At 72.7% G+C, this 23,099-nt stretch carries 17 protein-coding genes; 3 read left to right on the plus strand and 14 right to left on the minus strand.

Going from position 1 to position 23,099, the window contains the following annotated elements:
• A partial coding sequence (locus tag KSNIM_RS13065) for a DUF4192 domain-containing protein (protein WP_263103404.1) occupies nucleotides 1-1,545 on the minus strand: 1,545 nt, incomplete at its 3' end.
• A gap of 216 nt (nucleotides 1,546-1,761) precedes the next feature.
• Here KSNIM_RS13065 and KSNIM_RS13070 point away from each other — a divergent pair.
• Entirely contained in the window at nucleotides 1,762-4,152 is a 2,391-nt protein-coding gene (locus tag KSNIM_RS13070) for a DEAD/DEAH box helicase (RefSeq protein WP_263103405.1), read from the plus strand.
• 310 nt (nucleotides 4,153-4,462) lie between these two features.
• A complete protein-coding gene (locus tag KSNIM_RS13075; RefSeq protein ID WP_411543703.1) occupies nucleotides 4,463-5,101 on the plus strand; it encodes a hypothetical protein in 639 nt (212 codons plus the stop codon).
• A 149-nt stretch (nucleotides 5,102-5,250) separates the two neighbouring features.
• On the opposite strand, the gene KSNIM_RS39085 is transcribed toward KSNIM_RS13075, so the two are convergent.
• The 3 genes from KSNIM_RS39085 to KSNIM_RS13090 form a co-directional block, all read right to left on the minus strand.
• Complete coding sequence (locus KSNIM_RS39085; protein WP_317634014.1) at nucleotides 5,251-5,634, minus strand: hypothetical protein; 384 nt, start codon at nucleotides 5,632-5,634, stop codon at nucleotides 5,251-5,253.
• Nucleotides 5,635-6,002: 368 nt separating this feature from the next.
• Nucleotides 6,003-6,686, minus strand: a complete 684-nt coding sequence (locus KSNIM_RS13085; RefSeq protein WP_263103407.1) for a ribonuclease HII — start codon at nucleotides 6,684-6,686, stop codon at nucleotides 6,003-6,005.
• 265 nt (nucleotides 6,687-6,951) lie between these two features.
• Nucleotides 6,952-7,743, minus strand: coding sequence for a TetR/AcrR family transcriptional regulator (locus KSNIM_RS13090; protein WP_263103408.1), 792 nt, complete (start codon nucleotides 7,741-7,743; stop codon nucleotides 6,952-6,954).
• 189 nt (nucleotides 7,744-7,932) lie between these two features.
• On the opposite strand from KSNIM_RS13090, the gene KSNIM_RS13095 reads away from it, so the two are divergent.
• A complete protein-coding gene (locus tag KSNIM_RS13095; protein ID WP_411543704.1) occupies nucleotides 7,933-9,480 on the plus strand; it encodes an MFS transporter in 1,548 nt (515 codons plus the stop codon).
• Between the two features lie 97 nt (nucleotides 9,481-9,577).
• On the opposite strand, the gene KSNIM_RS13100 is transcribed toward KSNIM_RS13095, so the two are convergent.
• From KSNIM_RS13100 to KSNIM_RS13145, 10 genes are all read right to left on the minus strand, one after another.
• Nucleotides 9,578-11,107, minus strand: coding sequence for a DUF4153 domain-containing protein (locus tag KSNIM_RS13100; protein WP_263103409.1), 1,530 nt, complete (start codon nucleotides 11,105-11,107; stop codon nucleotides 9,578-9,580).
• A gap of 889 nt (nucleotides 11,108-11,996) precedes the next feature.
• Entirely contained in the window at nucleotides 11,997-15,107 is a 3,111-nt protein-coding gene (locus KSNIM_RS13105; protein ID WP_263103410.1) for an Ig-like domain-containing protein, read from the minus strand.
• A 202-nt stretch (nucleotides 15,108-15,309) separates the two neighbouring features.
• On the minus strand, nucleotides 15,310-16,269 hold the full coding sequence (locus tag KSNIM_RS13110) for a carbohydrate ABC transporter permease (RefSeq protein ID WP_263103411.1): 960 nt from the start codon (nucleotides 16,267-16,269) through the stop codon (nucleotides 15,310-15,312).
• A complete protein-coding gene (locus tag KSNIM_RS13115) occupies nucleotides 16,266-17,276 on the minus strand; it encodes a carbohydrate ABC transporter permease (RefSeq protein WP_263103412.1) in 1,011 nt (336 codons plus the stop codon). The genes KSNIM_RS13110 and KSNIM_RS13115 overlap by 4 nt, the downstream gene beginning before the upstream one ends.
• Nucleotides 17,277-17,352: 76 nt before the next feature.
• Nucleotides 17,353-18,714, minus strand: a complete 1,362-nt coding sequence (locus tag KSNIM_RS13120; protein ID WP_263103413.1) for an ABC transporter substrate-binding protein — start codon at nucleotides 18,712-18,714, stop codon at nucleotides 17,353-17,355.
• A gap of 254 nt (nucleotides 18,715-18,968) precedes the next feature.
• On the minus strand, nucleotides 18,969-20,150 hold the full coding sequence (locus tag KSNIM_RS13125; RefSeq protein ID WP_263107940.1) for a cytochrome P450 family protein: 1,182 nt from the start codon (nucleotides 20,148-20,150) through the stop codon (nucleotides 18,969-18,971).
• 196 nt (nucleotides 20,151-20,346) lie between these two features.
• Nucleotides 20,347-21,594 (minus strand): cytochrome P450, encoded by a 1,248-nt coding sequence (locus KSNIM_RS13130; RefSeq protein ID WP_263103414.1) that lies wholly within the window; start codon nucleotides 21,592-21,594, stop codon nucleotides 20,347-20,349.
• Nucleotides 21,591-22,217, minus strand: coding sequence for a GTP-binding protein (locus KSNIM_RS13135; protein ID WP_263103415.1), 627 nt, complete (start codon nucleotides 22,215-22,217; stop codon nucleotides 21,591-21,593). Before KSNIM_RS13135 ends, KSNIM_RS13130 begins: the two co-directional genes overlap by 4 nt.
• Nucleotides 22,198-22,560 (minus strand): DUF742 domain-containing protein, encoded by a 363-nt coding sequence (locus KSNIM_RS13140; RefSeq protein WP_263103416.1) that lies wholly within the window; start codon nucleotides 22,558-22,560, stop codon nucleotides 22,198-22,200. The genes KSNIM_RS13135 and KSNIM_RS13140 overlap by 20 nt, the downstream gene beginning before the upstream one ends.
• Nucleotides 22,557-22,970, minus strand: coding sequence for a roadblock/LC7 domain-containing protein (locus KSNIM_RS13145; protein WP_263103417.1), 414 nt, complete (start codon nucleotides 22,968-22,970; stop codon nucleotides 22,557-22,559). The genes KSNIM_RS13140 and KSNIM_RS13145 overlap by 4 nt, the downstream gene beginning before the upstream one ends.
• Between the last annotated feature and the right edge of the window lie 129 nt (nucleotides 22,971-23,099).

Genomic DNA, 23,099 nt, shown 5'->3' on the forward strand with positions numbered 1-23,099 from the left:
GTGCGACGGGGTGCCGGGAGGCCTGCCCGGTGCCGCGGCACGGGGCGCTGCGCCGCCGCCGTGCCCGGTGGGCCGGTGGACCTGCGCGACGGCACTGCCACGGCCAGGGGTGGAGCAGGTGGCGGGCGGTGCCCCGGAGCCCGATCCGCCACCGACGGTCGATCCGCTGTTGGCGGCCGGTCCGGTGTTCGTGGGCGGCGCGACCGGCTCGGGGCGCTGCGTCGGCCGCGGCGGGGGCGCCTCTGCGCCCGGTGTGCCGGGCGTACCGGGTCGGGCGGCCGATGCGTGCGGTGCGGGTTCGGTGGCTGGCGCTCCGTGAGGCGCGTCGGGATCACCGGCATCGGCCCCGGGCCCCTCCGCGCACCCGTCCGCCGGCTCGCTCCGCTGGTCGGCGGCCCGGGTGACGGCGCGGTTGGCTCGCTGCTCGCGCACGCTCTCCAGAAGCCGTTCCGGCGCCAGGCCGCCGTTGATCGACTCGTACAGCAGCAGGGCCAGGGTGTAGCGCGAGTCCACCTCCAGCGCCCGGGAGAGCATGATCCGGGCGGTGGCGATGTCGCCCGCGATCCAGGCCGTCCAGGCGAGCAGGGTGAGCGGCGGGGCCGCGAGGTGTTCGAACGGGTTGACGCAGCGCTGGACGAGGAACCGCCACACACGCTGGGCGACGGCCAGCTCATCGGGTTCGGCGAACTCGGCGCCGCGGTCGCGGCCGAGCTTGTCCTGCAGGCCGAGCAGCAGGCGGGCGGTGCGCTCGGTGTCGATCTCCCGCGCGCCGGCTCGGAACTCGGCCATCACGTCGGTGATCAGTTCGCCCGTCCGGTCGACCGCGGTCGTCCGCCCCGCGGCAAGCTCCTGGAGGAAGCCCGGGCCGGCCCGCTCGATCTCCTGCCGCTGGACGTCGGCGAGCGGCGGCCCGACCGGGGCGAGCCCGGCGACCATGGCCCGCCGGCTGCCGCGTGGGGCCAGGCCCGCGAAGGCCGCGGCGGCCGCAACGGGGCTGGGCCGGTGGGACGGCCTGATCGGGGTGCCGGCGGGGTCGCAGCAGCCGGTACGGGTGCACAGGAAGGACCACCAGCGGCCGCGGGAGACGAACAGCGACTCCTTCACCGCCACCCCAGCCGTGCGGAAGGCCGCCGCCAGGCTGTCCGCGAGCGGGCGCAGCGGTTCGGCCGGCCGCGGATCGTCACCGGGCGGCGCGCCGCTCTGTGCCTCCGCCGGGTCGGCGGGATCCCGGACGAGGTAGAGCAGCACCTGGTCGGGCCGTCGGTCGCGCTTCTCCGAGAGGTCCAGCAGCAGTGCGGCGGCGTCGCGGGCCACCGGCTCCCACTGCTCGGGGGCGTCGGGGAGGTCGACCCGGACGACGGCGCCCTGGTGGAGCGAGGGACCCTGCAGACCGACGGCGACGATGCTGTCGTCGGGGAAGAAGCCGAGCAGGTAGGGCAGCATCTCGGCCATGTCGGCCGGGCCGCGCATCGGCGTGGGCAGCACGGTGGCGGGCAGTCCCCGGACCGGGGCTGCGGGCGGGGTGCGGTGTTCGTCGTGGTTCATGGCCCGAAGCATGCTGCTTTTTCCGAGCCTTGCGTTCAGCCTGTGGATAACCCGGGATTGGGGATTGTTTCGCGCCCGTTCCGGGCTGATCATTCCGCGGGAATTCCACCGTTCGGGCCACATCATCCTTTCCCGTCAACCGATCTGATGACAGGTCATCCACAGGCCGGGCACTGCATTGGCCCATTGTCGGTCGCACGCGGTATGCATGGGGCCATGGACGAGCGCAGCACCCGCCCCGAATCCGAGTCCGCGGACACGCCGGACGCACCGGCCGCACCGGACCGCTCCGGCAGCCGGCCGGCCGCCGGGCACGCCCCCGACCGGGGACACGCGACCGGTCCGGCCGACCCCGCCGGACAGGGCCCCGCGGCGCAGGACCGGGCCGGGCAGGACCGCTCGGCGCAGGACCGGGCCGGGCAGGACCGCGCCGCCGTTCGGGAGCGGGCCGAGGCCGTCCTGCGCGAGTTGGCCGGGCCGTCCGCCGTGCTGCGGGAGGACCAGTGGCGGGCCATCGAGGCACTCGTCGTGGACCGCCGCCGGGCCTTGGTGGTGCAGCGCACCGGCTGGGGCAAATCCGCCGTCTACTTCGTCGCCACCGCGCTGCTCCGCTCGGCGGGCGCCGGCCCCACGGTGATCGTCTCGCCGCTGCTGGCCCTCATGCGCAACCAGGTGGACTCGGCCTCCCGGGCCGGCATCCACGCCCGGACGATCAACTCGGCCAACCCGCAGGAGTGGGACGAGATCCAGGCCGAGGTCGCCGCCGGAGCGGTCGACATCCTGCTGGTCAGCCCGGAGCGGCTGAACAACCCGGACTTCCGCGACCAGGTCCTGCCCAAGCTCGCCGCCTCCACCGGCCTGCTCGTGGTCGACGAGGCGCACTGCATCTCCGACTGGGGCCACGACTTCCGGCCCGACTACCGCCGGCTGCGCACCATGCTGGCCGACCTCGCCCCCGGTGTGCCGGTCCTCGCCACCACCGCGACGGCGAACGCGCGGGTCACCGCCGACGTGGCCGACCAACTCGGCACCGGTGCGCCCGACGACGCGGGTGCGCCGCCGGCGGACCGTACCGCGCTCGTGCTCCGCGGCCCGCTGGACCGGGAGAGCCTCAGCCTCGGTGTGCTCACGCTGCCCGACCCGGCGCACCGCCTGGCCTGGCTGGCCGACCACCTGGCCGAGCTGCCCGGCTCCGGCATCGTCTACACCCTCACCGTGGCGGCGGCGGACGAGGTGACCGCCTTCCTGCGTTCGCGCGGCTACCCGGTGGCCTCGTACTCGGGCCGGACGGAGGACGCCGAGCGCCGCAGCGCCGAGGCGGACCTGCTGGCCAACCGGGTCAAGGCGCTGGTCGCGACCTCGGCCCTGGGCATGGGCTTCGACAAGCCCGACCTGGGGTTCGTGGTGCACCTGGGCTCGCCCGGTTCGCCGATCGCCTACTACCAGCAGGTCGGACGGGCCGGCCGTGGCGTCGACCGGGCCGAGGTGCTGCTGCTGCCGGGCCGGGAGGACGAGGCGATCTGGCGGTACTTCGCCTCGCTGGGCTTCCCGCCGGAGGAGCAGGTCCGGCGGACGATCGACGCGCTCGCCGAGGCCGGCCGCCCGCTGTCCACCGGTGCGCTGGAGGCCCGGGTGGACCTGCGGCGGAACCGGCTGGAGACCATGCTCAAGGTTCTCGACGTCGACGGCGCGGTCCGCAAGGTCCGCGGCGGCTGGGAGGCCACCGGCCGCCCCTGGGCGTACGACGCGCCGCGCTACGCCAAGGTCGCGGCCGCGAGGGAGGCCGAGCAGCAGGCCATGCGGGAGTACGCGGCCTCGGCCGGCTGCCGCATGGAGTTCCTGCGCAGGCAGCTCGACGACCCGGAGGCCGCCCCTTGCGGGCGGTGCGACAACTGTGCCGGCCCCGTGCACGGTCCGGAGGTGTCGGCGGAGGCGCTCGCCGCGGCCCGGGCGGCGCTCGGCCGGCCCGGTGCGGAGTTCGAGCCGCGCCGGCTGTGGCCGACCGGGATGGACGCCCTGGGCGTGCCGCTCAAGGGCCGCATCCCCGCGGGGGAGCAGGCGGAGACCGGCCGGGCGCTCGGCCGGCTGTCCGACATCGGCTGGGGTACCCGGCTGCGCTCACTGCTCGCCGAGTCGGCGCCGGACGGCCCCGTCCCGGCCGAGGTGGTCGACGCGCTGGTCAGCGTCCTGGCCGACTGGGCCCGCGGGCCCGGTGGCTGGGCCGGGCCGGAGGCCCCGGACGGGACACGGCTCGCCCGGCCGGTCGGCGTGGTCACCATGGCCTCGGCGACCCGGCCCCAGCTGGTGGAGAGCCTCGGCGCACGGATCGCGGCGGTCGGCCGTCTGCCGCTGCTCGGCCGGATCGAGTACGCGGCCGGCCGGCCCCCGCACGGCCCGCGGAGCAACAGCGCACAGCGGCTGCACTCGCTGGCGGGGACGCTGGTCGTCCCGGAGGAGCTGGCCGCGACGCTCGCCGCGGCCGACGGCCCGGTGCTGCTGGTCGACGACCTGGTGGACTCGGGCTGGACGGTGACCGTGGCCGCCCGGCTGCTCCGGCGTGCCGGGGCGACGGGTGTTCTCCCCCTGGTCCTCGCGCTCCAGGCCTGAGCCCCGACGCACCCGGACCTCGGCCCTCGCGAATCCCGCCCGCGCGCAGAGGGGGACGCCGTTCACCGGATGGACATCAGCGGGCAAACCGGACTTCGGTCAGCCGTCGGCCGACCGTCAGGCAAATGGACGCATCGGAGTGAAGGAATATATCCGGCAGAACACTGAATTTCGGGCGGCGCTCGGCATTTCATCATTGCCGCTCGGGCCGATCTGACGGGAGAATTGAGCCGTACCCCACGCCTGGTCGGAAGACCCGGTATTCGGCGTACCCACGTCACCGCCGTGCCAGCGGGCCGGAAGGAGGATCGTGATCAACCGCAGAGACCACGGTCAGGACCCTTCCACCGCAAGACGGAGCATCGGCCCGAAGGCTTGGTCCGAGTCCGACGTGCCGTTGCTGCGCGCCCCGCGCGACTTCGTCCGTGAGTTGCACCAACGGCACCTGCCGCAACCGGGCACCACGGTCGTCGCCGTGCTGGACGCCAGGCACCAGCTGATCGCCTCGGCCTCCTTCAGCACCCGCCAGCACCTCACCGACGGGTGGCAGCACCGCAACGCGATCCTGGCGCACCTGCGGCAGGTCGTCCCGCACGACCTACGGCTCGCCGCTCCCGTCCGCACGGCCGTGCTGCTGCGCTGCCGGGACGGCTCACCCGAGTGGACGGCCCAGGACGGCGCGTGGATGTGGGCCCTGCAGGACGCCGCCGCGCTGCACGGGCTGCGCTGCGGCTCCTACATCACGCTGACGCCGGCCGGCTGGCACGTGATCGGCGACGGGCGGCAGGGCCGCAATCCGCACTCCGGATCGTGGTCCGACGGTCCGCTGCACACCGTCACCGAGCTGCCGCCGCGCCACGTACGGGAGCGGGTCCGACGGACCGCACGGACACCCCACGTGGCGGCGGTGACCGCACTCGACGCGTTGCGCCCCGCCGCCTCGCACTGACCGTTCACGGCCTCGCGCTGACCGTTCACGCGGCCGCCCGCCCGATGGGGCGGGCGGCACCGCGAACGTGACGACCGGCAACGGGCCGGCCCGGGCCACGAGCACGCCCGGGCCACGAAGGTGCGAGGCCCGGCCGCGGGCACGACGGCTCAGGCCGGAACGGGCCGGTCCGCTCCCGGGAACAGCGATGCGACGGCGTCGGTGCCGCCGCAGATCACCAGCAGCGAGCCGGCGCGCTCGGCCGCGCGCACCGCGGCCCCGGCGATGCGGTTGACCCCGGCGGCGTTGACCACCAGGACCACCACCTCGCGGTGCAGCGGCCCACCGGTGGCGGCGTCGGCGTAGAACACGTCCTCGGCCTCGGCGAGCTGCGCCCAGTAGCGCTCCTCGCCGAAGGACAGCTCGTGCTGCTGCCAGGGGTGCGGTTCGCCGACCGTGAGCACGAGGACGTCGCCGGGACGGCGGCCGGACTCGAGCAGCTGGTCCACCGTCTCGTCGGCGCGCTCCAGCGCCTCCTGCGGGTCGGCGGGCACGAGCCGGACGGCCGGGGACGAACGGCGGGCACCGGGACCGGGCTTCGGCCCGGGGCGGGGACCCGGGGTGGCACCGGCGGCTCGCGGCGGAGCGGGACGGGGCGGCGCCGGGCGGGGCGGCGCGGGCCGCTGGCCCGGCACGACGCCGGACGCAGCAGGGTTGGCGGAAGGCGTACGGGGGCTGGATGCGTCCGACTTGTGGGGGAAGGGAACGCCGGGGCCCGGGATACTCTCGTGAATCTCCGGCTCCTCGGGGAAGACAGGCATACCCGGATATCTATCAAATGCCGGTCGGATGCGCACGGGCACCCCACCTGTTGGGCACCCGGAGCGGCCCGCGGAGGGCGCCGCGGAGGCCCGACGGGACGTCAGAAGCCCAGCGAGAGCTGCTCGTCCGCGGGTTCGGCGATCCGGCCCCGCTTGAGGTGCCGCCACTGCGGCAGCCCGTCGAGATAGGCCCAGGACAGGCGGTGTTCCGAGGTCGGGCCGAATTCCTCCAGGGCGGCGCGGTGCACCGGCGACGGGTATCCGGCGTTGTCCTCGAAGCCGTACGCGGGGTGGTCGGCGCCCAGCTCCGCCATCATCAGGTCCCGCTGGACCTTCGCGAGGACGGAGGCCGCGGACACGCAGACGCAGGACTGGTCGCCCTTGATCACCGTGCGGACCCGCCAGGGGCCGCCGAGGTAGTCGTGCTTGCCGTCGAGGATCACGGCGTCCGGCCGGACCGGGAGCGCCGCCAGGGCACGTTCGGCAGCGAGCCGCAGCGCCGCCGTCATGCCGAGTTCGTCGCACTCGCGCGGGGAGGCGTGCCCCAAGGCGTAAGCGGTGACCCAGGCGGCAAGCACCGGGGCGAGCGCCTCGCGGCGCTTCACGGTGAGGAGCTTGGAGTCGGTGAGGCCCTCCGGCGGGCGTCGCAGCCCGGTGACGGCGGCGCCGACGGTGACCGGGCCCGCCCAGGCTCCGCGTCCGACCTCGTCGAGCCCGGCGACCACGCCGGCTCCGGCCCGGCGCAGCGAGCGCTCGACCGAGTGGGTCGGGGGGTCGTAGGGCATGGCTGGTCCATTCGTGTCGCTCCGGCAGCACCAGCCTACGTCCCCGGCGGGAGCGCCCCGGACGGCCGGCACGGAACCGGCGGCCGGCGCACGGGACGGGCCTGAGCCGTCCCCGCGACCGACACCGACCCGCCCTGTACCGGACCCGACAACCGAGCGACCCGACAACCGAGCGACCCGACGACCGAGCAGACCCTGCGACCGAGCGACCCGACGGCCGAGCGCGCCGACCGCCGAGCCCGTGCGGCAAACCGTCCGACAGGCCCTAGTAGGCGCCCACCATCGGCATGAGCACCTGGTCCACCAGCTCCGTGCAGAAAGCCCCGTCGACCACGCCCCCGCCGACCTTGGCCCGGTAGAGCAGCATCGCGGGGGCCACGTCGGCGACGATCGGCGTGGCCGCGCCGGGCCGGACGTCGCCGCGCCGCTCGCCGCGGCCGAGGATGTTCAGGATCGCCGCATTGGCCGGGCGCATCACCCGGCCGTCGAGGAAGTCCTTGAAGGCGACGGCCTGTTCGTGGTCGAGCTCGGCCATCAGCACGCGGATGGCGGTGCCGGCCGGCGAGCACATGATCGCGCCGAAGCCCGCCATGAGCTGCATCAACTCGGCACGGGCCGACCCGAGGTCGGGGATGTCGACGGGAGGTGGCAGAGTGGCCGCCAGGGCGTGCACGACCAGATCCGCCTTCGACGCCCAGCGGCGGTACAGCGCGGCCTTGCCGGTCTGCGCCGCCCCGGCGACGCCCTCCATGGTCAGGCGGGCGAAGCCGCCGGAGACGAGGAGTTCGAGGGTCGCCTCGAAGATCGCGGCCTCCAGGGCGGGGCCCCGTCGACGGGCCGCGGCGGGCGCCGCGGGCACGCCGGACGGTCCCGCCGACGACTCGACGGACTCCGGCCCCGCGCCCCCGGGCGCGACGGCGGGCGGCCCGGCCGGCTCCTCGGCGCAGGCCTGCAGTGGTACGGCCCGCGTCACGCCGGCGGGGGCGGACGGCGCGCACCTGGCCGCCACCGCACCCGACGACCCGACCGACGCCTGACGCCGCACCAACTGATCCATCGTCACCACCCTAGAGAACGCTTGCGTTCACAATCTCTTTCCGGATATCGTCCACATGATAGTGAACGACTCCGTTCCTTCACAGTGTCCGCGCTCCGCCACCGGCCGTGCGCGGTCGCACAACCGCGCACGTCACGGGCGCAATTCTCCGGCACCACCCCACGGTGCAGGATCAACAGGGGGCAATCAGTGGCAATCTCCGACACGGTCGGCTCACCCGCACCACCGAAGGCGGGACGCACCCAGCGCAAGGGCGTCACCCTCACCGTCATCGCCGCGACCCAGCTCATGGTCGTGCTGGACGCGACAATCGTGAACATCGCGCTGCCGCACATCAAGAACGACCTCGGCTTCTCCGACACCACGCTGTCCTGGGTGATCAACGCCTACACCCTGACCTTCGGCGGCCTGCTCCTGCTCGGCGGCCGCCTCGGCGACATCCTCGGCCGGCGGCGGGTGTTCATCGTCGGCACCCTGCTCTTCGGCTTCGCCTCGCTGCTCGGCGGCCTCGCGCAGGACTCGACCATGCTGCTCGCCGCGCGCGCCCTGCAGGGCCTCGGCGGCGCGATCTGCTCACCGACCGCGTTCGCACTGATCGCCAGCAACTTCGAGGAGGGCCCGGAGCGCAATCGCGCCTTCGGCGTCTTCTCCGCCGTCGCGGGCTCCGGGGCCGCGATCGGTCTGCTGGCCGGCGGCCTGCTCACCGAGTACCTCGACTGGCGCTGGGTGTTCTTCGTGAACGTGCCGATCGCCGCGCTGATCGCGCTCGCCGCGCCGCGGTTCATCAACGAGTCGGAGCGGACGGAGGGCCGCTTCGACCTCCCGGGCGCGCTGGCCTCGACCCTCGGCCTGGTGGCCCTGGTCTACGGCTTCATCCGCGCCGCGTCGGACGGCTGGAGCGACGCCCTGACGCTGGCCTCGTTCGCCGCCGGCGTGGTCCTGGTGGTCGCGTTCGTCGTCATCGAGCGGCGGACGTCGCAGCCGATCACCCCGCTGCACCTGTTCCAGGACCGCAACCGCACCGGCGGCCTGATCATGATGCTCTGCCTCGCCGCGGCGATGTTCGGCATCTTCTTCTACATCACGATCTTCGTGCAGACGGTCATCCACTACAGCCCGCTCAAGGCAGGTGTGGCCTTCCTGCCGATCAGTGCGTCGATCATCGTGGCGGCGCAGATCGCCTCGGCGCTCCAGGCGAAGCTTGGCCCGAAGGTGTTCATGGCCGGCGGAGCCGCCCTGGTCACGGTCGGCCTGGGCTGGCTGACCCAGCTCAAGGCGGACAGCGGCTACGTGGACGGGATCCTCGGCCCCACGGTGATCTTCGGCTTCGGCATGGGCCTGATCTTCGTCCCGGTCATGCTGATCGCGGTGTCCGGTGTGCCGAACAGCGAGACCGGCGCGGCCTCCGGCCTGCTCAACTCGGTGCAGCAGATCGGCGGTGCCCTGGGTCTGTCGATCCTCACCACCGTGTTCAGTCACGCGGCCAAGTCCAAGGCCACCGAGCTGGTGCCGGGCTTCCTGCAGTCCGCCACTCCCGAGCAGGCGCAGCACTTCCAGAAGGCGCACGAGTTCCCGGTGGGCAGCGCCGCGTACAGCGAGACGCTGGCGCACGGCATCGGCCAGGCGTTCATCGTGGGCGCCTCGCTGGCCGTGGTCGCCCTGCTGGTCGCGCTGCTCGTGGTGAAGGCGAAGGCGAGCGACCTGCCGTCGGAGGGGGCGGCCGGCGTGGCACTCTGACGCACCGTGTGGTGGCGGGCTCCCGGGCCCGCCACCACACCCGATACTCCGTCCGGCCGCGACTGCTCAGAGCCGGTCCGGCTCCGGGCAGACGGCATCAGTAGTCGTAGCCCCCTCCGTAGTACGGGTCGTCCAGGCGGACGCCGATCCTGCTGCAGGCCTGGCGCCCGGTGACCGGCACCGGGCGGTCCTTCAGGATCTCGCGGGCGCGGTCCTCGGCCAGGCTGGTGGCGTACCAGGGCAGTCGGCCGTTGTCGAGGTCCCTGGCGATCACCTGCAGGGCGCAGGTCCGCTGGTCCTCCGGGAGCCGGTCCAGGGCGGGCACGGCGTCGGCGGAGAGGTCGCGGAGGTAGCCGACGTCGATCCGGCCGGTCTGCTCGAAGCGGTGGACGTTCTGTTCGGCGATCATCGCGTCCGGGCTGATGAGGCCGAAGACGGCCGTGGTGGCGGCGGCACTCAGCACGACCGCCCGCGGCAGCCACCGGGCCGAGGCCAGGATGCCGCCGACGAGCACCAGCAGCAGGACGACCCCCAGCCAGATCTCCACCGTGGCCACCGAGATCCGCAGCCGGGTCAGGCCGAAGTTGTCCACGTAGCGCTGCATCCGGTACAGCGCCGAGGCGACCACCACCAGCGTCTGGCCGCAGAGCAGCGCGAGCAGGGTCTTGGCCATGGCGCGGTCCCGCGAGGTGGAGCGCGGCGCCCAGCGGCTCGCCAGGGCCAGCAGGACCAGCACCAGCAGGGTGACGATCAGCAGTTGCCAGAAGCCCTGCCGGGCGTACTCGGCCGGGATCATCCCGGGCTTGCTCATCACCGACTCGTAGCCGCCGACGAACACCACGGCCTGGACGGCGACGAAGACGCCGAACAGCAGGTTGAGGGCCACCAGCGGCACCGCCCACTCCAGACGTCCGCGCTCGCGCCCCGGCTTCACCGGGAAGCGGTCGAAGCGGCGCGGCGCCGCCGCGGTGTGCGCGGCCGCCAGGGCGACCAGCAGGCCGACCAGGAAGAGCAGGACCTGCATCGGCAGGTTCTCGGTGTCGATGCTCGGTGCGAGGTCGCCGAGGAGTTCGGCGACCGCGGCGTCGGCACTGGCGAACAGCGCGCCGAAGACCACCAGCAGCGCCAGCGAGACGGCCGCCGCCTTGACCACGGACACCACCCGGGCCCTGGCCGGGTATTGGCGGTTGCGCAGGGAGAGCAGGCCCCAGGCGAGGCCGGGAATCAGGTGCGGCCACATCCCGAACGGGCCCAGCAGCACGCCGGGCCAGCGCTTGCCGCCGTGCAGGGCGAGCGATCCGGCGCCCGCAGCGGCGAGCAGTGCCAGCACGACCGGCCAGGAGGCCTCCACCAGGGCCGGCACGAGCAGCAGCACCAGGGCGGTGACCGTCCACACCACTGTCCACGGCCTGACCTTGCGGCCGGCGGCGGAAGCGGCGAGGGCGGCCCCGACGGTGCCGACCAGTGCCCACAGCAGGACGTTGACGCCGAGTCCGTCGGTCAACAGGGCCGCCGCGAGCAGGCCGGACGCGACGCCGGCCCCGAGGACCCCGAAGCCCGGAAGAGCGGGCCGGGCCGGCGCCGTCGCGACGATCCACAGCGGGTCCGGCGGGGGTGCGGGCGGCATCCACACACCGGGTCCGGCCCCCGGACGGCCGCCGTACCCCGGGCCGGCGCCCGCGCCTGGGCCCGCCCCCGTTCTCTGGCCCGTTCCGGCTCTCGGGCCCGTTCCCGCACTCGGGCCGCTCGCCGTTCTGCCGGCCGTCCCGGCTCCGCCCTCCGACCCGCCTCCGCCCGGACGGGGCGTGGGGCGCGGCGCCGAGCCCGCATCCGCTTCGGAGCCCGCACCGGAGTCCGCACCGGGCCGCGGCGCCGCGCCGGCGGCCGAACCCCGACCGGTCTCCCCGGCCGTCTTGCGGAACTCGGCAGCGACGCGGCCGGCTTCCACCCCGCCGTCCCCACCCTCCGACTCCGCCACGGCTCCCCCTGCACCGGACTCCGACCGGGCCCCCGGCACGGCACCACCCGGCACGGCGGAACCGGGCACGGCGGAACCGGGCACGGTCGCACCCGAAGGAGCCGCACCTGAAGGAGCCGCACCCGATCCCGAGTCGCCGCCCTCCACCGGAACGCTCCCCGCAGCCTCCGCACCCTGCCGAGTCTCCACACGCCCGGACGACCCGGCCGGTTCGGCCGACCCCGGGGGCGTGACCGACCCGGAGGGCTTGGGCGACCCGGAGGGCGTGACCGGCGTAACCGGTGCGGGTGGCGTGGGCGGCGTGGACGGCGGTGTGCTGTCTGACGGTGTCGACATGAGTCCCCCTCAAGCGTCACAGGACACGCGGTGGCCGGTGTGCGGCCCCGCGGCGGGTGATCGTGACTCTAGGGCGCCGGGGACAATTCTGAACAGGTTCAAAAGTGCTGCGGGGCGCTTGTGTCGCGAAGTTGTGACACAAGCGCCCCGTAGTGGACGGGCAGTCCGGTCGGCGGCCGGAGCGGCCCTGCCGGAAGGATCGTCAGTACGCGCCGTACAGCGAGTAGACGAGGTTGTCCTTGACGGCGGTTCCGAAGTTGGTCGGCCAGGTGCCGAACGGCACCACCGTGTTGCTGTAGGCCCCGGAGCCGGCCGGGCCGGTCGAGTAGTGCATGTTGTTCACCGTCGAGCTCGTCCCGTTGCTGTTGTAGACGAACCAGTAGGTGGTGTTGGGCGCGAGGGTGACGGTCACCGGCAGCGAGTTCCAGGCGTTGGGCGTCAGCGTGCCGGAGCCGGTGGCGACCACCAGCGCGCCGGGCGAGCCGGCGTTGTCGGTGTAGATGGCCAGCTGGTACTGGTTGTTGGGCGCCGCGCTGACCCCGGCGACGTGCACGCTGAGCGAGGTGAGCGCGACCGCGGTCGACCCGGTGGTCACCTTGGAGCCGTTGAGGTGGTTGGAGTCGGTGTCGTCGACCAGCGTGCCGACCGCGTTCGACCCGATGGTCTTCGGCGGCAGACCGGCAGTGGTGAAGGCGGCCGTCACCGGACCGGCGAGGGTGTTGCCCGCCAGATCCTTCACGCCCTGCACGGTGGCGGTGTAACCGGTCGTCAGCGCCAGGTCGGCGCTCGGGGTGAGGACGGCGGTACTGGTGGCCGCGTCGTAGCTGACGGTGCCGGCGACCGGCGTGCCGCCGGTGGTGGTCTTCAGGGTGAGCGCCGACGCGGTGACCGTGGCGGGGTCGAGCGGCTCGCTGAAGGAGAACTTCACCGCGCTGCCGACCGCGACCCCGGTGGCCCCGTTGGCGGGTGCGGTGCCGGTGACGGTGGGCGCGGTGGTGTCCTGCCCGTACGTCGCGGTGTAGGAGCCGACGGCGCCGTCGAAGAAGGCGTACGCCGTCCCCTTGATCGTCTCGATCCGGTAGGGCACGGACTGGCCCTGCTTGGAGATCCCGGTGAGGGTGCCGGAGGCGGAATTCACCGGCACCATGGCGCGCAGGCCGCGGGTGCCGCCGGTGATGTCGAAGGTGAGCGAGTTTCCGCTCCAGGCGAGCTTGGAGAAGGCGGAGCCGTTGCGGCCGTCCAGCCAGGTCAGCATCTGCCGCCCGGACACCACCGGCACGCCGCGGGCCTTGGCTGCCGCGACCACCGCGTCCGAGGCGCTGGAGGCCGCGAAGTCGGTGTGGATGTTGGCGCCGATCGCCGCGTAGTAGCCCTTGGCGCCGTACGCGCCGTCGAGCAGCGTGGTGACGGTGGACGGGTACGACTGGCCGGACTCGTCGGTGAGCTGGGTGGTCGCCTGGTACTCGTCGATGACGCCGCCGTCGGTGTCGGCGAACTTCATGATCATGCCGGTGCCGTTGAAGTAGCCGGGCCGGTCCTGCACGAAGGCGGACGGGTAGTAGTAGTAATCCATGTCGAGCCGGATGCCGTTGGCCAGCTTGGTCTTGGCCTGGGTGGCCCAGTCGTCCCACTCCACGCAGTGCGTGCGGCTGCTCGACGGGTTCGGCAGCGAGCCGTACTTGGCCTTCCAGGCGCCCAGCTGGTCGCTGTAGAACTGCTGCAGGTTGGCCGTGGTGCCCCAGGGCTTGCAGTTGGTGGTGACGTGCACGCCGACCTCGAAGCCCTCGTCGGTGTAGGACTGGGCCTGGGCGGGCGTCATCGGATCGTCGGTGTAGATGTACGAGGAGCCGCGCACGCACTGCCAGTCGGCGACCGAGCAGCCGGCCGGGGACTGGGAGATGTAACTGTCCCAGCGGCCGACGGTGCCGCCGATGCCGTGGTCGTCGCCGCTCATCACGACGACCGCTTTGACGTCCCGCGGGAAGTACCAGAAGCGCGGCAGCGGCTTCTTCGCCGAGTCCATCAGGGTGATCAGGTTGGCGAGCAGCCGCTGCTGCTCGTCGGCGATCGGGATCAGCGCCTTGTCGAGGTTGTTCCAGTTCGGCTGGCCGTTGGTGCCGAAGAACATCTCGCTGGCCTCGTAGCCGTCGGTGGAGTCGCGCTGCTGGCCGGCCCAGGCGATGTTGCCCTGGCGGGTCTGGACGACGGACTTGGCGAGGTCGAAGGTGAAGGCGGCGGCGCGGCCGCTGCCGACCGTGCGCAGGGTGACGGCCGGGTTGGTGCTCGCCGTGGTGGCGTCGTCGTAGAGGGATGCGACGGCGGTGGCGCCGTTCAGCGTCCAGCGGTCGGCGGTGCCGTGGAAGCCCATGGTGTCGGTGCTGAGGCCGGCGCCGGGGGCGGCCGAGGTGTCGATCTTCAGGTAGGCATCGGCGAGGGTGCCGGTGGTGGCGGTGAGGCCGAGCAGGCCGGCGAGCTGCTTGTCGGGGCGCATCGCGACCAGCCGTCCGCCGCCGTTGGTCCAGGTGGTGAACATGGAGACCTGGGCCGGGGTGAGCGCGGTCTCGCCGAGCAGCACCACGTCGTAGCTCGCGAGCATCGCCGCGGTGACCGCCGACAGGTCGGTCTGCTTGTAGTAGTTGAGGCCCTCGGCCTTGAGGATCTCGGTGTAGTAGGCGGTGTACGGGTTGGCGGCGTTGCCGACCAGCAGGATCGGTCCCTCCGCACCCGGTCCGCTGCCGGGCGGAGCGGTGCCGCCGCCGTCGGGCGTGTAGGTGGCGTAGATCGAGAACGTGGCGCTCATCGTGCTGCTCGCGCCGAAGGTGGCCGGCCAGGTGCCGAACGGGGCTCCGCCGGTGGAGTAGCCGCTGGTGCCGCCGCTGCTGTAGTGCAGGTTGTTGACGGCCGCGCTGGCGCCGTTGCTGTTGTAGGCCAGCCAGTACGCGGTGTTGGCGGCGAGCGTGCCGGTCAGCGGCAGGGTGTTCCAGGCGTTGGCGGTGAGCGTGCCGGAGGAGCTGGCGGCGACCAGGGCGCCCGGCTTGCCCGCCGCGTCGGCGTAGACCGCGACCTGGTACTGGTTGTTCGGTGCGGCGCCGACCGCCCCGACGTGCACGCTGATGCTGCTCAGGGCACCGCCGTTGGCACCGGTGACGAAGCGCGAGGTGTTCATGTAGTTGGAGTCGCCCGAGTCGGTGGCCGAGCCGACCGCGGTGGTGCCGAGGGTCGCGGTGCCCGCCGCCCCGGCCGGTGCGGCGGCCAGGACGGCCCCCGCCAGCACGGCGGCCACCAGGCACGCCAGACGTCTTCTGAACCTCACGCCACATCCCCCACTAGTCGGACAACCGGATCGGCGGCGGAATCGCCGCTACCGGTGTACCGGCTGCACGGGTGGCGCGTCCTCGAAATCCCCACATTCCCGATCCATGTCACGGTCCGTCAGGAGCCGGGCGCACAACGCCCCCGCGCACTCGGCGCAGGGGCGGGGCGGAGCAGGACGGCGGGGCGCCAGGACGGCGGGCTCAGCCCTTGACCGAGCCCGCGAGCAGGCCGCGGACGAAGTACCGCTGGAGCGCGAAGAAGACGATCAGCGGAATGATCAGGGACAGGAAGGCACCGGCGGTGAGCAGTTCCCAGCGGCCGCCGAAGGAGCCGGACAGCTGGGCCAGCCGGACGGTCATCGGGGCGACCTCGGGGGTGCCGCCGGCGAAGGTGAGCGCCACCAGCAGGTCGTTCCAGACCCAGAGGAACTGGAAGATCGCGAAGGAGGCCAGCGCCGGGGCGGACAGCGGCAGCACGATCGACCGGAAGATCTTGAAGTGGGTGGCCCCGTCGACCACCGCCGCCTCCATCAGGTCGCGCGGCAGCTGGGCGATGAAGTTGTGCAGCAGGAAGATCGCCAGCGGCATCGCGAACATGGTGTGCGCCAGCCAGACCGGGGCGTAGGTGCCGCTGAGGTCGAAGGCCGGGATCACCGTGACCGAGCCGATGTGCGCGCCGCCGGAGAACAGCTGCAGCAGCGGGATGAGCGCCATCTGCAGCGGCACCACCTGCAGCGCGAAGATCGCGAAGAAGACCACGTCGCTGCCCCGGAACTTCACCCAGGCCAGTCCGTACGCCGCCATCGCGGCCAGCACCAGCGGGAAGACCGTCGCCGGGATGCTGATCGCCAACGAGTTGACCATGTACGGCATCAGGCCGCCGCTGACGCCGAACCCGCCTTCGAAGAGCACCGTGTGGTAGTTCTCCAGGGTGAGGTTCGGGTCGCTGAAGACCGTCCACCAGCCGCTGTCGGAGACGTCCTCCTCCGGGCGGAGCGAGGTGACCAGCAGGCCGATCGTGGGGATCGTCCAGAGCACGGTGACCACGACCATCAGCAGCGAGGCCAGCGGGTTGCTGAACACGCGGCGGACGGCCTTCACCGGGGGCTCGCGGTCCCCCGCCCCCGGCGGCGGCGGGGCCGGGGCGAGCTGCTCGCTCATCGGTGCTCACGCTCCTTGCGCAGCTGGACGATGTTGTAGGCCACCAGCGGGATCACGGCCAGGAAGAGGATCACGGCGAGCGCACTGCCGCGTCCGACGTTGAACTGCACGAAGGACTGCGAGTACATCTCGTTGGCGAGCACCTGGGTGCCGAAGTTGCCGCCGGTCATGGTGCGGACGATGTCGAAGGCCTTCAGCGTGGTGATCATGACGGTGGTCAGCACGACGATCAGCGTGGTACGGATCATCGGCACCGTGACGTGCCGGAACAGCTGGAACCCGCGGGCGCCGTCGAGGCGGGCGGCCTCGGTGATCTCGTCCGGGATGGCCTTGATCGCCGCGGAGAGCACCACCATCGCGAAGCCGGTCTGCACCCAGATCATGACGATCATCAGCAGGTAGTTGTTCAGCGGGTGGGAGAGGATCCAGTTCGGCGGGTCGTCCCAGCCCAGGCTGATCGCGAGCTGGCTGAGCAGGCCGATCTGCGGCTGGGAGGGGTCGCGGTCCTGGTAGACGAACTTCCAGATGATCGACGCGCCGACCAGGGAGATCGCCATCGGCATGAACAGCAGCGACTTGTAGAGCGCCTGCCCGCGCAGCCGGTCCACCAGCAGGGCCAGCACCAGGCCGGTGCCGGTGGCCACCAGCGGGGCGACCACCAGCCACTGCAGGGTGTTCCACAGCACCTGGTGGATCGATTCGGTGGTGAGCGCCCAGCCGTAGTTGCTGCCGCCGACCGCCTTGGTGGAGTCGTCGTTGTAGAAGCTCAGGTAGACGGTGCGGATCAGCGGGATCACCAGGCCGACCAGCAGCAGCAGGATTGCCGGTCCGATCATCACCAGGACGGCCAGCGGGCGGGAGAACCGTCCGGTGGCCCGGCCTGCCGCGAAGAAGATCAGCAGCAGCACGCCGAGGAAGCCGGCGACGGCTCCCACGGTGTTGGTGAACTTGATCGTCGCATCCGTCCACGCCGAGTCGGCGAGGTGCACGGCGGTGGCCGTGGGCATGCGGAGGGTCCTTCCTCGGACATGGGGAGGGGCAGCGCGGGCGGGTGGGACCCGCGCTGCCCGGAGGCGGCCGGCGTTACTGCGGCCAGGCCGCGTCGATGTCGGCCGCCACCTTCTGGATGGACTGCCCCTCGGCGAACCACGCCGTGAACGACTTCCACATCTGGCCGGAGCCGATGGCCGCCGGCATCAGGTCGGAGGCGTCGAAGCGGAACGTGGCGGCCGGGTCGGTGAGCGCCTCGGCGGAGAGCTTGTCGATCGGGTCGGTGTACAGGCTCTTGTCCACGCCCTGGTTGGCGGAGACCCAGCCGGAGGCGACCTTGACCCGGCTGCTCGCCCAGTCGCTGGTGGACAGGTAGTTCTGCACCGCCTGCACCTCGGGCCGGCTGGAGAACGCGGCCAGGAACTCGCCGCCGCCCTCGACCGGGCTGGTGACCGCGGGGTTCACGGCCGGCAGGTGGAAGGCGAAGATGTCGCCGTCCGGCCCGATCTTGGTGCCCTTGGGCCACTGCGCCCGGTAGAACGAGGCCTGCTGCAGCATGTAGCACTTGTTGGAGAGGATCGGCGCGCCCGCGTCCTGGAAGGTCGTCGTGGCGATCGACTTCACGTCGCCGATGCCCGCGTTGACCCAGGCCGGGTTCTGCATCCAGTCGGCCACCGTCTTCATGGCGCCGGTGATCTTCTCGTCGCTGAACTTGACCTTGTGGCTGACCCACTGGTCGTAGACGTCGCCGCCGTAGCTGCCGAGGACGGCCTCCTCGACCCAGTCGGTGGCCGGCCAGCCGGTCGCGGTGCCGGAGGCGATGCCGCCGCACCACGGCTTGGCGCCGCCCGAGGTCGCGATCTTGTTGCTGAGGCCCATGAGATCGGCCCAGGTCTTCGGCACCTCGTAGCCGGCCTGCTTGAAGGCCTTCGGCGAGTACCAGACCAGCGACTTCATGTTGGCGCTCATCGGCGCCGCGTAGAAGGTGCCGTTGACGGAGCCGTAGGTCTTCCAGACCGGGCTCCACTTGTCCTCGTTGGCGACGGTCTGCGCCGGCGGCTTCACGACCTTTCCGGTCTTGACCATCTGCGCGAGCAGGCCGGGCTGCGGGATGATCGCGAAGTCGGGGGCGTTCCCGCCGCTCACCCGCACCGGCAGCTGCGACTCGAAGTCGTTGGAGCCCTCGTACGAGATCTTGATGCCCGTACAAGAACTGAACTCCGCCCAGGACTTCTCCAGCGAGTCCGACTCCGGGCTGAGGATCGAGGCGAACATCGTCACCTTGGTGCCCGAGTGGCCCGCGTAGGCCTGGTACTTGGCACAGTCACCGGTGAGCGTGGGTGCCGCCGAGGTGCCGCCGCCGTCCTTCGAGGAACTGTTCGAGCAGGCCGCGGCGAGGGCCAGGGCGAGCACGGCGGGGACGGCGAGCAGGCGCCGCCGCTGGAGTGTGGTCATCGGCGGGCCTCACAGGCGATCGTGGTGGTGGACAATGCGCTCCTCCTGGCCAGGGCACCCGAGATGCCGGCGTGGGACTACTAGTCTGCGCTGTACCGGTTGATCGAGCTGTACCCAGCAGTATCGCTGGCTTGAAGACGTTAACTCACCGGCTACCGCACGCCAAGGTGCGCGTTCGACCTTCATCGGCCGGTGTCCCGGTCGTGATCCGGCCGTGCTGGAGGGCCGGTTGCGCACGGCCCTCCACCGCCGGTTCAGAGCCGGACGGGCAGCTCGCGCAGGCTGTTGACCACCATGGTGGGGTTCGGCTGCAGGTCCTCCTCGGGCACCGCGAGGGCGAGTCCGGGGAAGCGCTCGAAGAGGGCGGGCAGCGCCACCGCGGCCTCCAGTCGGGCCAGCGGCGAGCCCGGGCAGACGTGCGGCCCGTGACCGAACGAGAGGTGCCGCCCCGCGTCGCGGGTGATGTCGAAGACCTCCGCGGTGATGCCGTGCTGCGCGGGGTCGCGGCCGATCGCGTTGTAGGAGATCAGGACGGCGTCCCCGGCGGGGATCACCGTGCCGCCGACCTCGATGTCGGCGGTGGCGAAGCGGAACAGGAAGTTGCTGGTCGGCGGGGTCCAGCGGAGCGACTCCTCGACCACCGCCGGCCAGCCGACCTCGCCCGCACGGGCGAGCGCCAGCTGGTCCGGATGGGTGAGCAGCGCCCGGACCGCGTTGGTGATCAGGTTGACCGTGGTCTCGTGCCCGGCGGCGATGATCACGCGCAGCGTGGCCGCGGCCTCGGCGTCGGTCAGCGGGCCGCCCTCGACATCGGCCGTCAGCAGGGCGCTGATCAGGTCGTCCCCGGGCTCGGCCCGGCGCAGCGCCACCAGGTCGGCGACGAAGGCGTTCAGCGCGGCGATGGTGGCCGGCACGTCGGCCGGCGCGGTGGTGCTGGAGAAGAAGCGCTCGTAGAGCTCGCGGATGTAGGCGTGGTCGTGCTCGGGCACGCCGAGCAGCCAGCCGATCACCGACATCGGCAGCGGGAAGGCGAAGGCGGTCTTCAGGTCGACCACCGGGCCGGCCGTGGCGAGCCGGTCGAGCAGTTCGGCGGTGATCCGCTCGATGCGGGGCTTCATCAGTTCGACCCGGCGGGGGGTGAAGGCCTGGGCCACGATCGCCCGCAGTCGGCGGTGCGCGGCGCCGTCGGTGGTGACCATCGACGGGCCGGGCACGGCCAGGCCGATCAGCGGCCAGGTCTTCGGCACCTCGCCCTTCTGGTACGCCGCCCAGTGCGCGGCGTCCTTGACCAGCCGGGCGTCGGTCAGCAGCGTTCGGGCCTCGGCGTGCCGGGTGACCGCCCAGCCGCGGACGCCCATCAGCCCGACCGGCACCACCGGGCCGGCGGCGCGCAGCCGGGCGCCCTCGGCGGCGTTGTCGCGGGCCAGCGGGTCCATCACGAACGGCGCGTCGGCGGTCGGCCCGCCTGCGGTCGGCGGGGCCGGTTCGGTCACCACGGTCGGCGTGGTCGCCCCGGCCACCGAGGTCACCGGGATCGCTGGGGTCGCTGGGATCGCTGAGGTCACTGAGGTCACTGCAGTCGCTGAGGTCACTGCGGTCGGTTCGGTCATCCCTGCCCCTCCTCGGGTCTCGTCACTCCGCCACGTAGCCGGGGGTGAAGGCCACCGGCAGCGCCATCAGTCCGCGCACCCAGGCCGAGGGGCGCCACACCAGGGCGCTCTCGGACACCGCGAGACGCAGGTCCGGCAGCCGGTCGAGCAGCACCTCGATCGCGGTGTTGGCGATCACCTCGGCGGCCTCCCGCGCCGGGTAGGGGCAGCCGTGGTCGCCGGCGGAGAAGCTGAGGTAGGCCCGGTTGCCCTCGGCCGGGCGGCCGGAGTCCTGGCGGACCGTCGGGTCGGCGTTGGCGCCGGCGAAGCCGAGCAGCACCATGTCGCCCTTGGCGATCCGCTGGCCGCCGAGGTGGACGTCGCGGGTCGCCCAGCGGCCGGCGAAGATCTGGGTGGGGGTGTCCTCCCAGAGGGCCTCGCCGAGGGCCTGGCCGATCGAGCGGCGGCCGCCGGAGAGGGAGGCGGCGAACCGCTCGTCGGTGAGCATCAGCCGCAGCGCGTTGGAGATCCAGTACGCGAGCGGCTGGTGACCGGCGATCAGCAGCACCCGCAGGTCCCGCATGACCTCCTCGTCGTTGAGCCCGGCCTCGTGGGCGAGCAGCCGCGAGGTGACGTCGGCGGCGGGGATCTCGCGGCGCCGGTGGACGAGCCCGAGCATGACGGTGAGCAGCTGCTGGGCGCCCTCCTGGGCGTCGGCGCCGCCGTCGAGCATCGCGAGCAGGCCGCGGATCAGCACCGGTGCCTCGTCCTCGTCGAGGCCGAACAGCCGGCAGAGCACCAGGAGTGGCAGCCGGTGGGCGTACTCGGCGACCAGGTCGGCCTCACCGCGTCCGGCGAAGCCGTCGATCAGCCGGTCGGCGATCTCCTCGGCGTGGATCCGCAGTTCGTACGGGTCGACGGCGGAGAGCGCGTCGGTGACGGCGGAGGAGCGGCGCTGGTGCTCGGCGCCCTCCGCGTAGAGGATCGAGGGAACGGGCGCCATCATCGGCTTGAGCGGCCAGTCCTCGGGGATGGTCGGCCACTGGTTCCAGCGGGTGGAGTCCCGGCCGAAGACCTTGGGCTGGCCGGTGACGAGCTGGAGTTCGCGGTAGCCGATGACCAGCCAGGCGGGGACGCCGCCGGCGAGTTCGACGGGAGCGACCGGGCCGTGGCGGTCGCGCAGCTCCTGGTAAAGCGCGCCGGGGTCGGTCTGGAAGCGCGGGCCGTACAGCGGGGCGGCGTCCGCGTGGGCCGGGCAGCCGGGCGGCGGGGTGGTGACGGGCTCGGTCACGGGGTGTCCTCTCCGGAGGCCTCGGCCTCGGCCATGCGGTGCAGGTGGCGGACGAGTTCGATCAGCACCTGCTTGCTCGACTCGCGGTCCCGTGCGTCGCACTCCACCAGCGGGACGTGGTCGGCGAGGTCGAGGGCGGCCCTGACCTCGGCGAGGGTGTGCTCGGGCGGCCCGAAGTTGTTGCGGACGACCACGAAGGGCGTGCCGTGGTGCTCCAGCCGGTCGATGGCGTACCAGGACTCCTCCAGCCGGCGGGTGTCGACCAGCACGACGGCGCCGAGGGCGCCGCTGAACAGCCGGTCCCAGAGGAACCAGAAGCGCTCCTGGCCGGGTGCGCCGAAGAGGTAGAGCACGTTCTCGGCGCCGAGGGTGATCCGGCCGAAGTCGAAGGCGACGGTCGTCGACCGTTTGCCCTGCACCCCGGTGAGGTCGTCCACGCCCTCGCCGGCGCGGGTCATCGTCTCCTCGGTGTTGAGCGGGCGGATCTCGCTCACCGAGCCGACCAGGGTGGTCTTGCCGACGCCGAAGCCGCCCACCACGACGATCTTCAGACCGTTGGCGGCGGTGCTGCTGAGCGGGGCTCTGCCGGCCGAGGCGAGGGTGTCAGAGCTGTTGGAGACCATGCAGTACCTGCTTCAGCGTGTCGAGGTCGGGCAGGCGTGCCTTGGACGGCGCGAACCTGGGGTGGCGGGCGGTGATCCGGCCGGCCTCCAGCAGGTCGCCCAGCAGGATCTTCACCACGCTGACCGGCAGGGCGAGTTCGGCGGCGAGCTCGACCACGGCCGTCGGGGTGGCGCACAGGGTGAGGATGCGGGCGTGCTCGGACTGCATGCCGGGCACCGGCTCCTGCTCGGTGACGATCAGGGTGACCAGGTCGAAGGCGTGCTCGGGCGGCCGGCTGCGGCCGCGGGTCACGGTGTAGAGCCGGTCTGGGTCCTCGTCCCGGCCGGCGAGCGGCCGCGTCACACCCCGGCCTCGATCTCGCGCGGCGGGGCACTCAGGAACACCCCGATCTGCTCGATCAGCCCGTGCATGTTGTGCCCGACGACGCCGACGTCGGCGTCGTCGTCGGTGACGACCGCGAGGTGGGCGCCCTCGCCGGCGGCGACGATGCACAGGATGCCGCCGTGGAACTCGGTCATCGACTGGCGGACGCCACCGGCGGCGTCGCCGAACTCGATGGAGGCGCCGTGCGCGAGGCTCTGCATGCCGGAGGCGATCGCGGCGAGCTGGTCGGCCTGGTCGGTGCCGAGGCCGGCGGTGTGGCAGAGCTTCAGGCCGTCGGCGGAGAGCACCAGGGCGTGCCGGGCACCGGGGGTGGCCGTCAGCAGGTTCTCCAGCAGCCAGTCGAGGTCGCGGTCGGTGCTGCTGCTCATCGGTCATCGTCCTTCGAGTGGGCGTCGGGGGACTCGGCCCCTTGCAGGGCCTTGCGGAACGCGCCGAAGCGGGCCGCGGAGAGGGCGGCGGAGCGCTCGGTCCGCGCCGCCGGAGCGGGCGGGCCCGCC

The organism is Kitasatospora sp. DSM 101779, assembly GCF_025655475.1.
Classification (GTDB): Bacteria; Actinomycetota; Actinomycetes; order Streptomycetales; family Streptomycetaceae; genus Kitasatospora.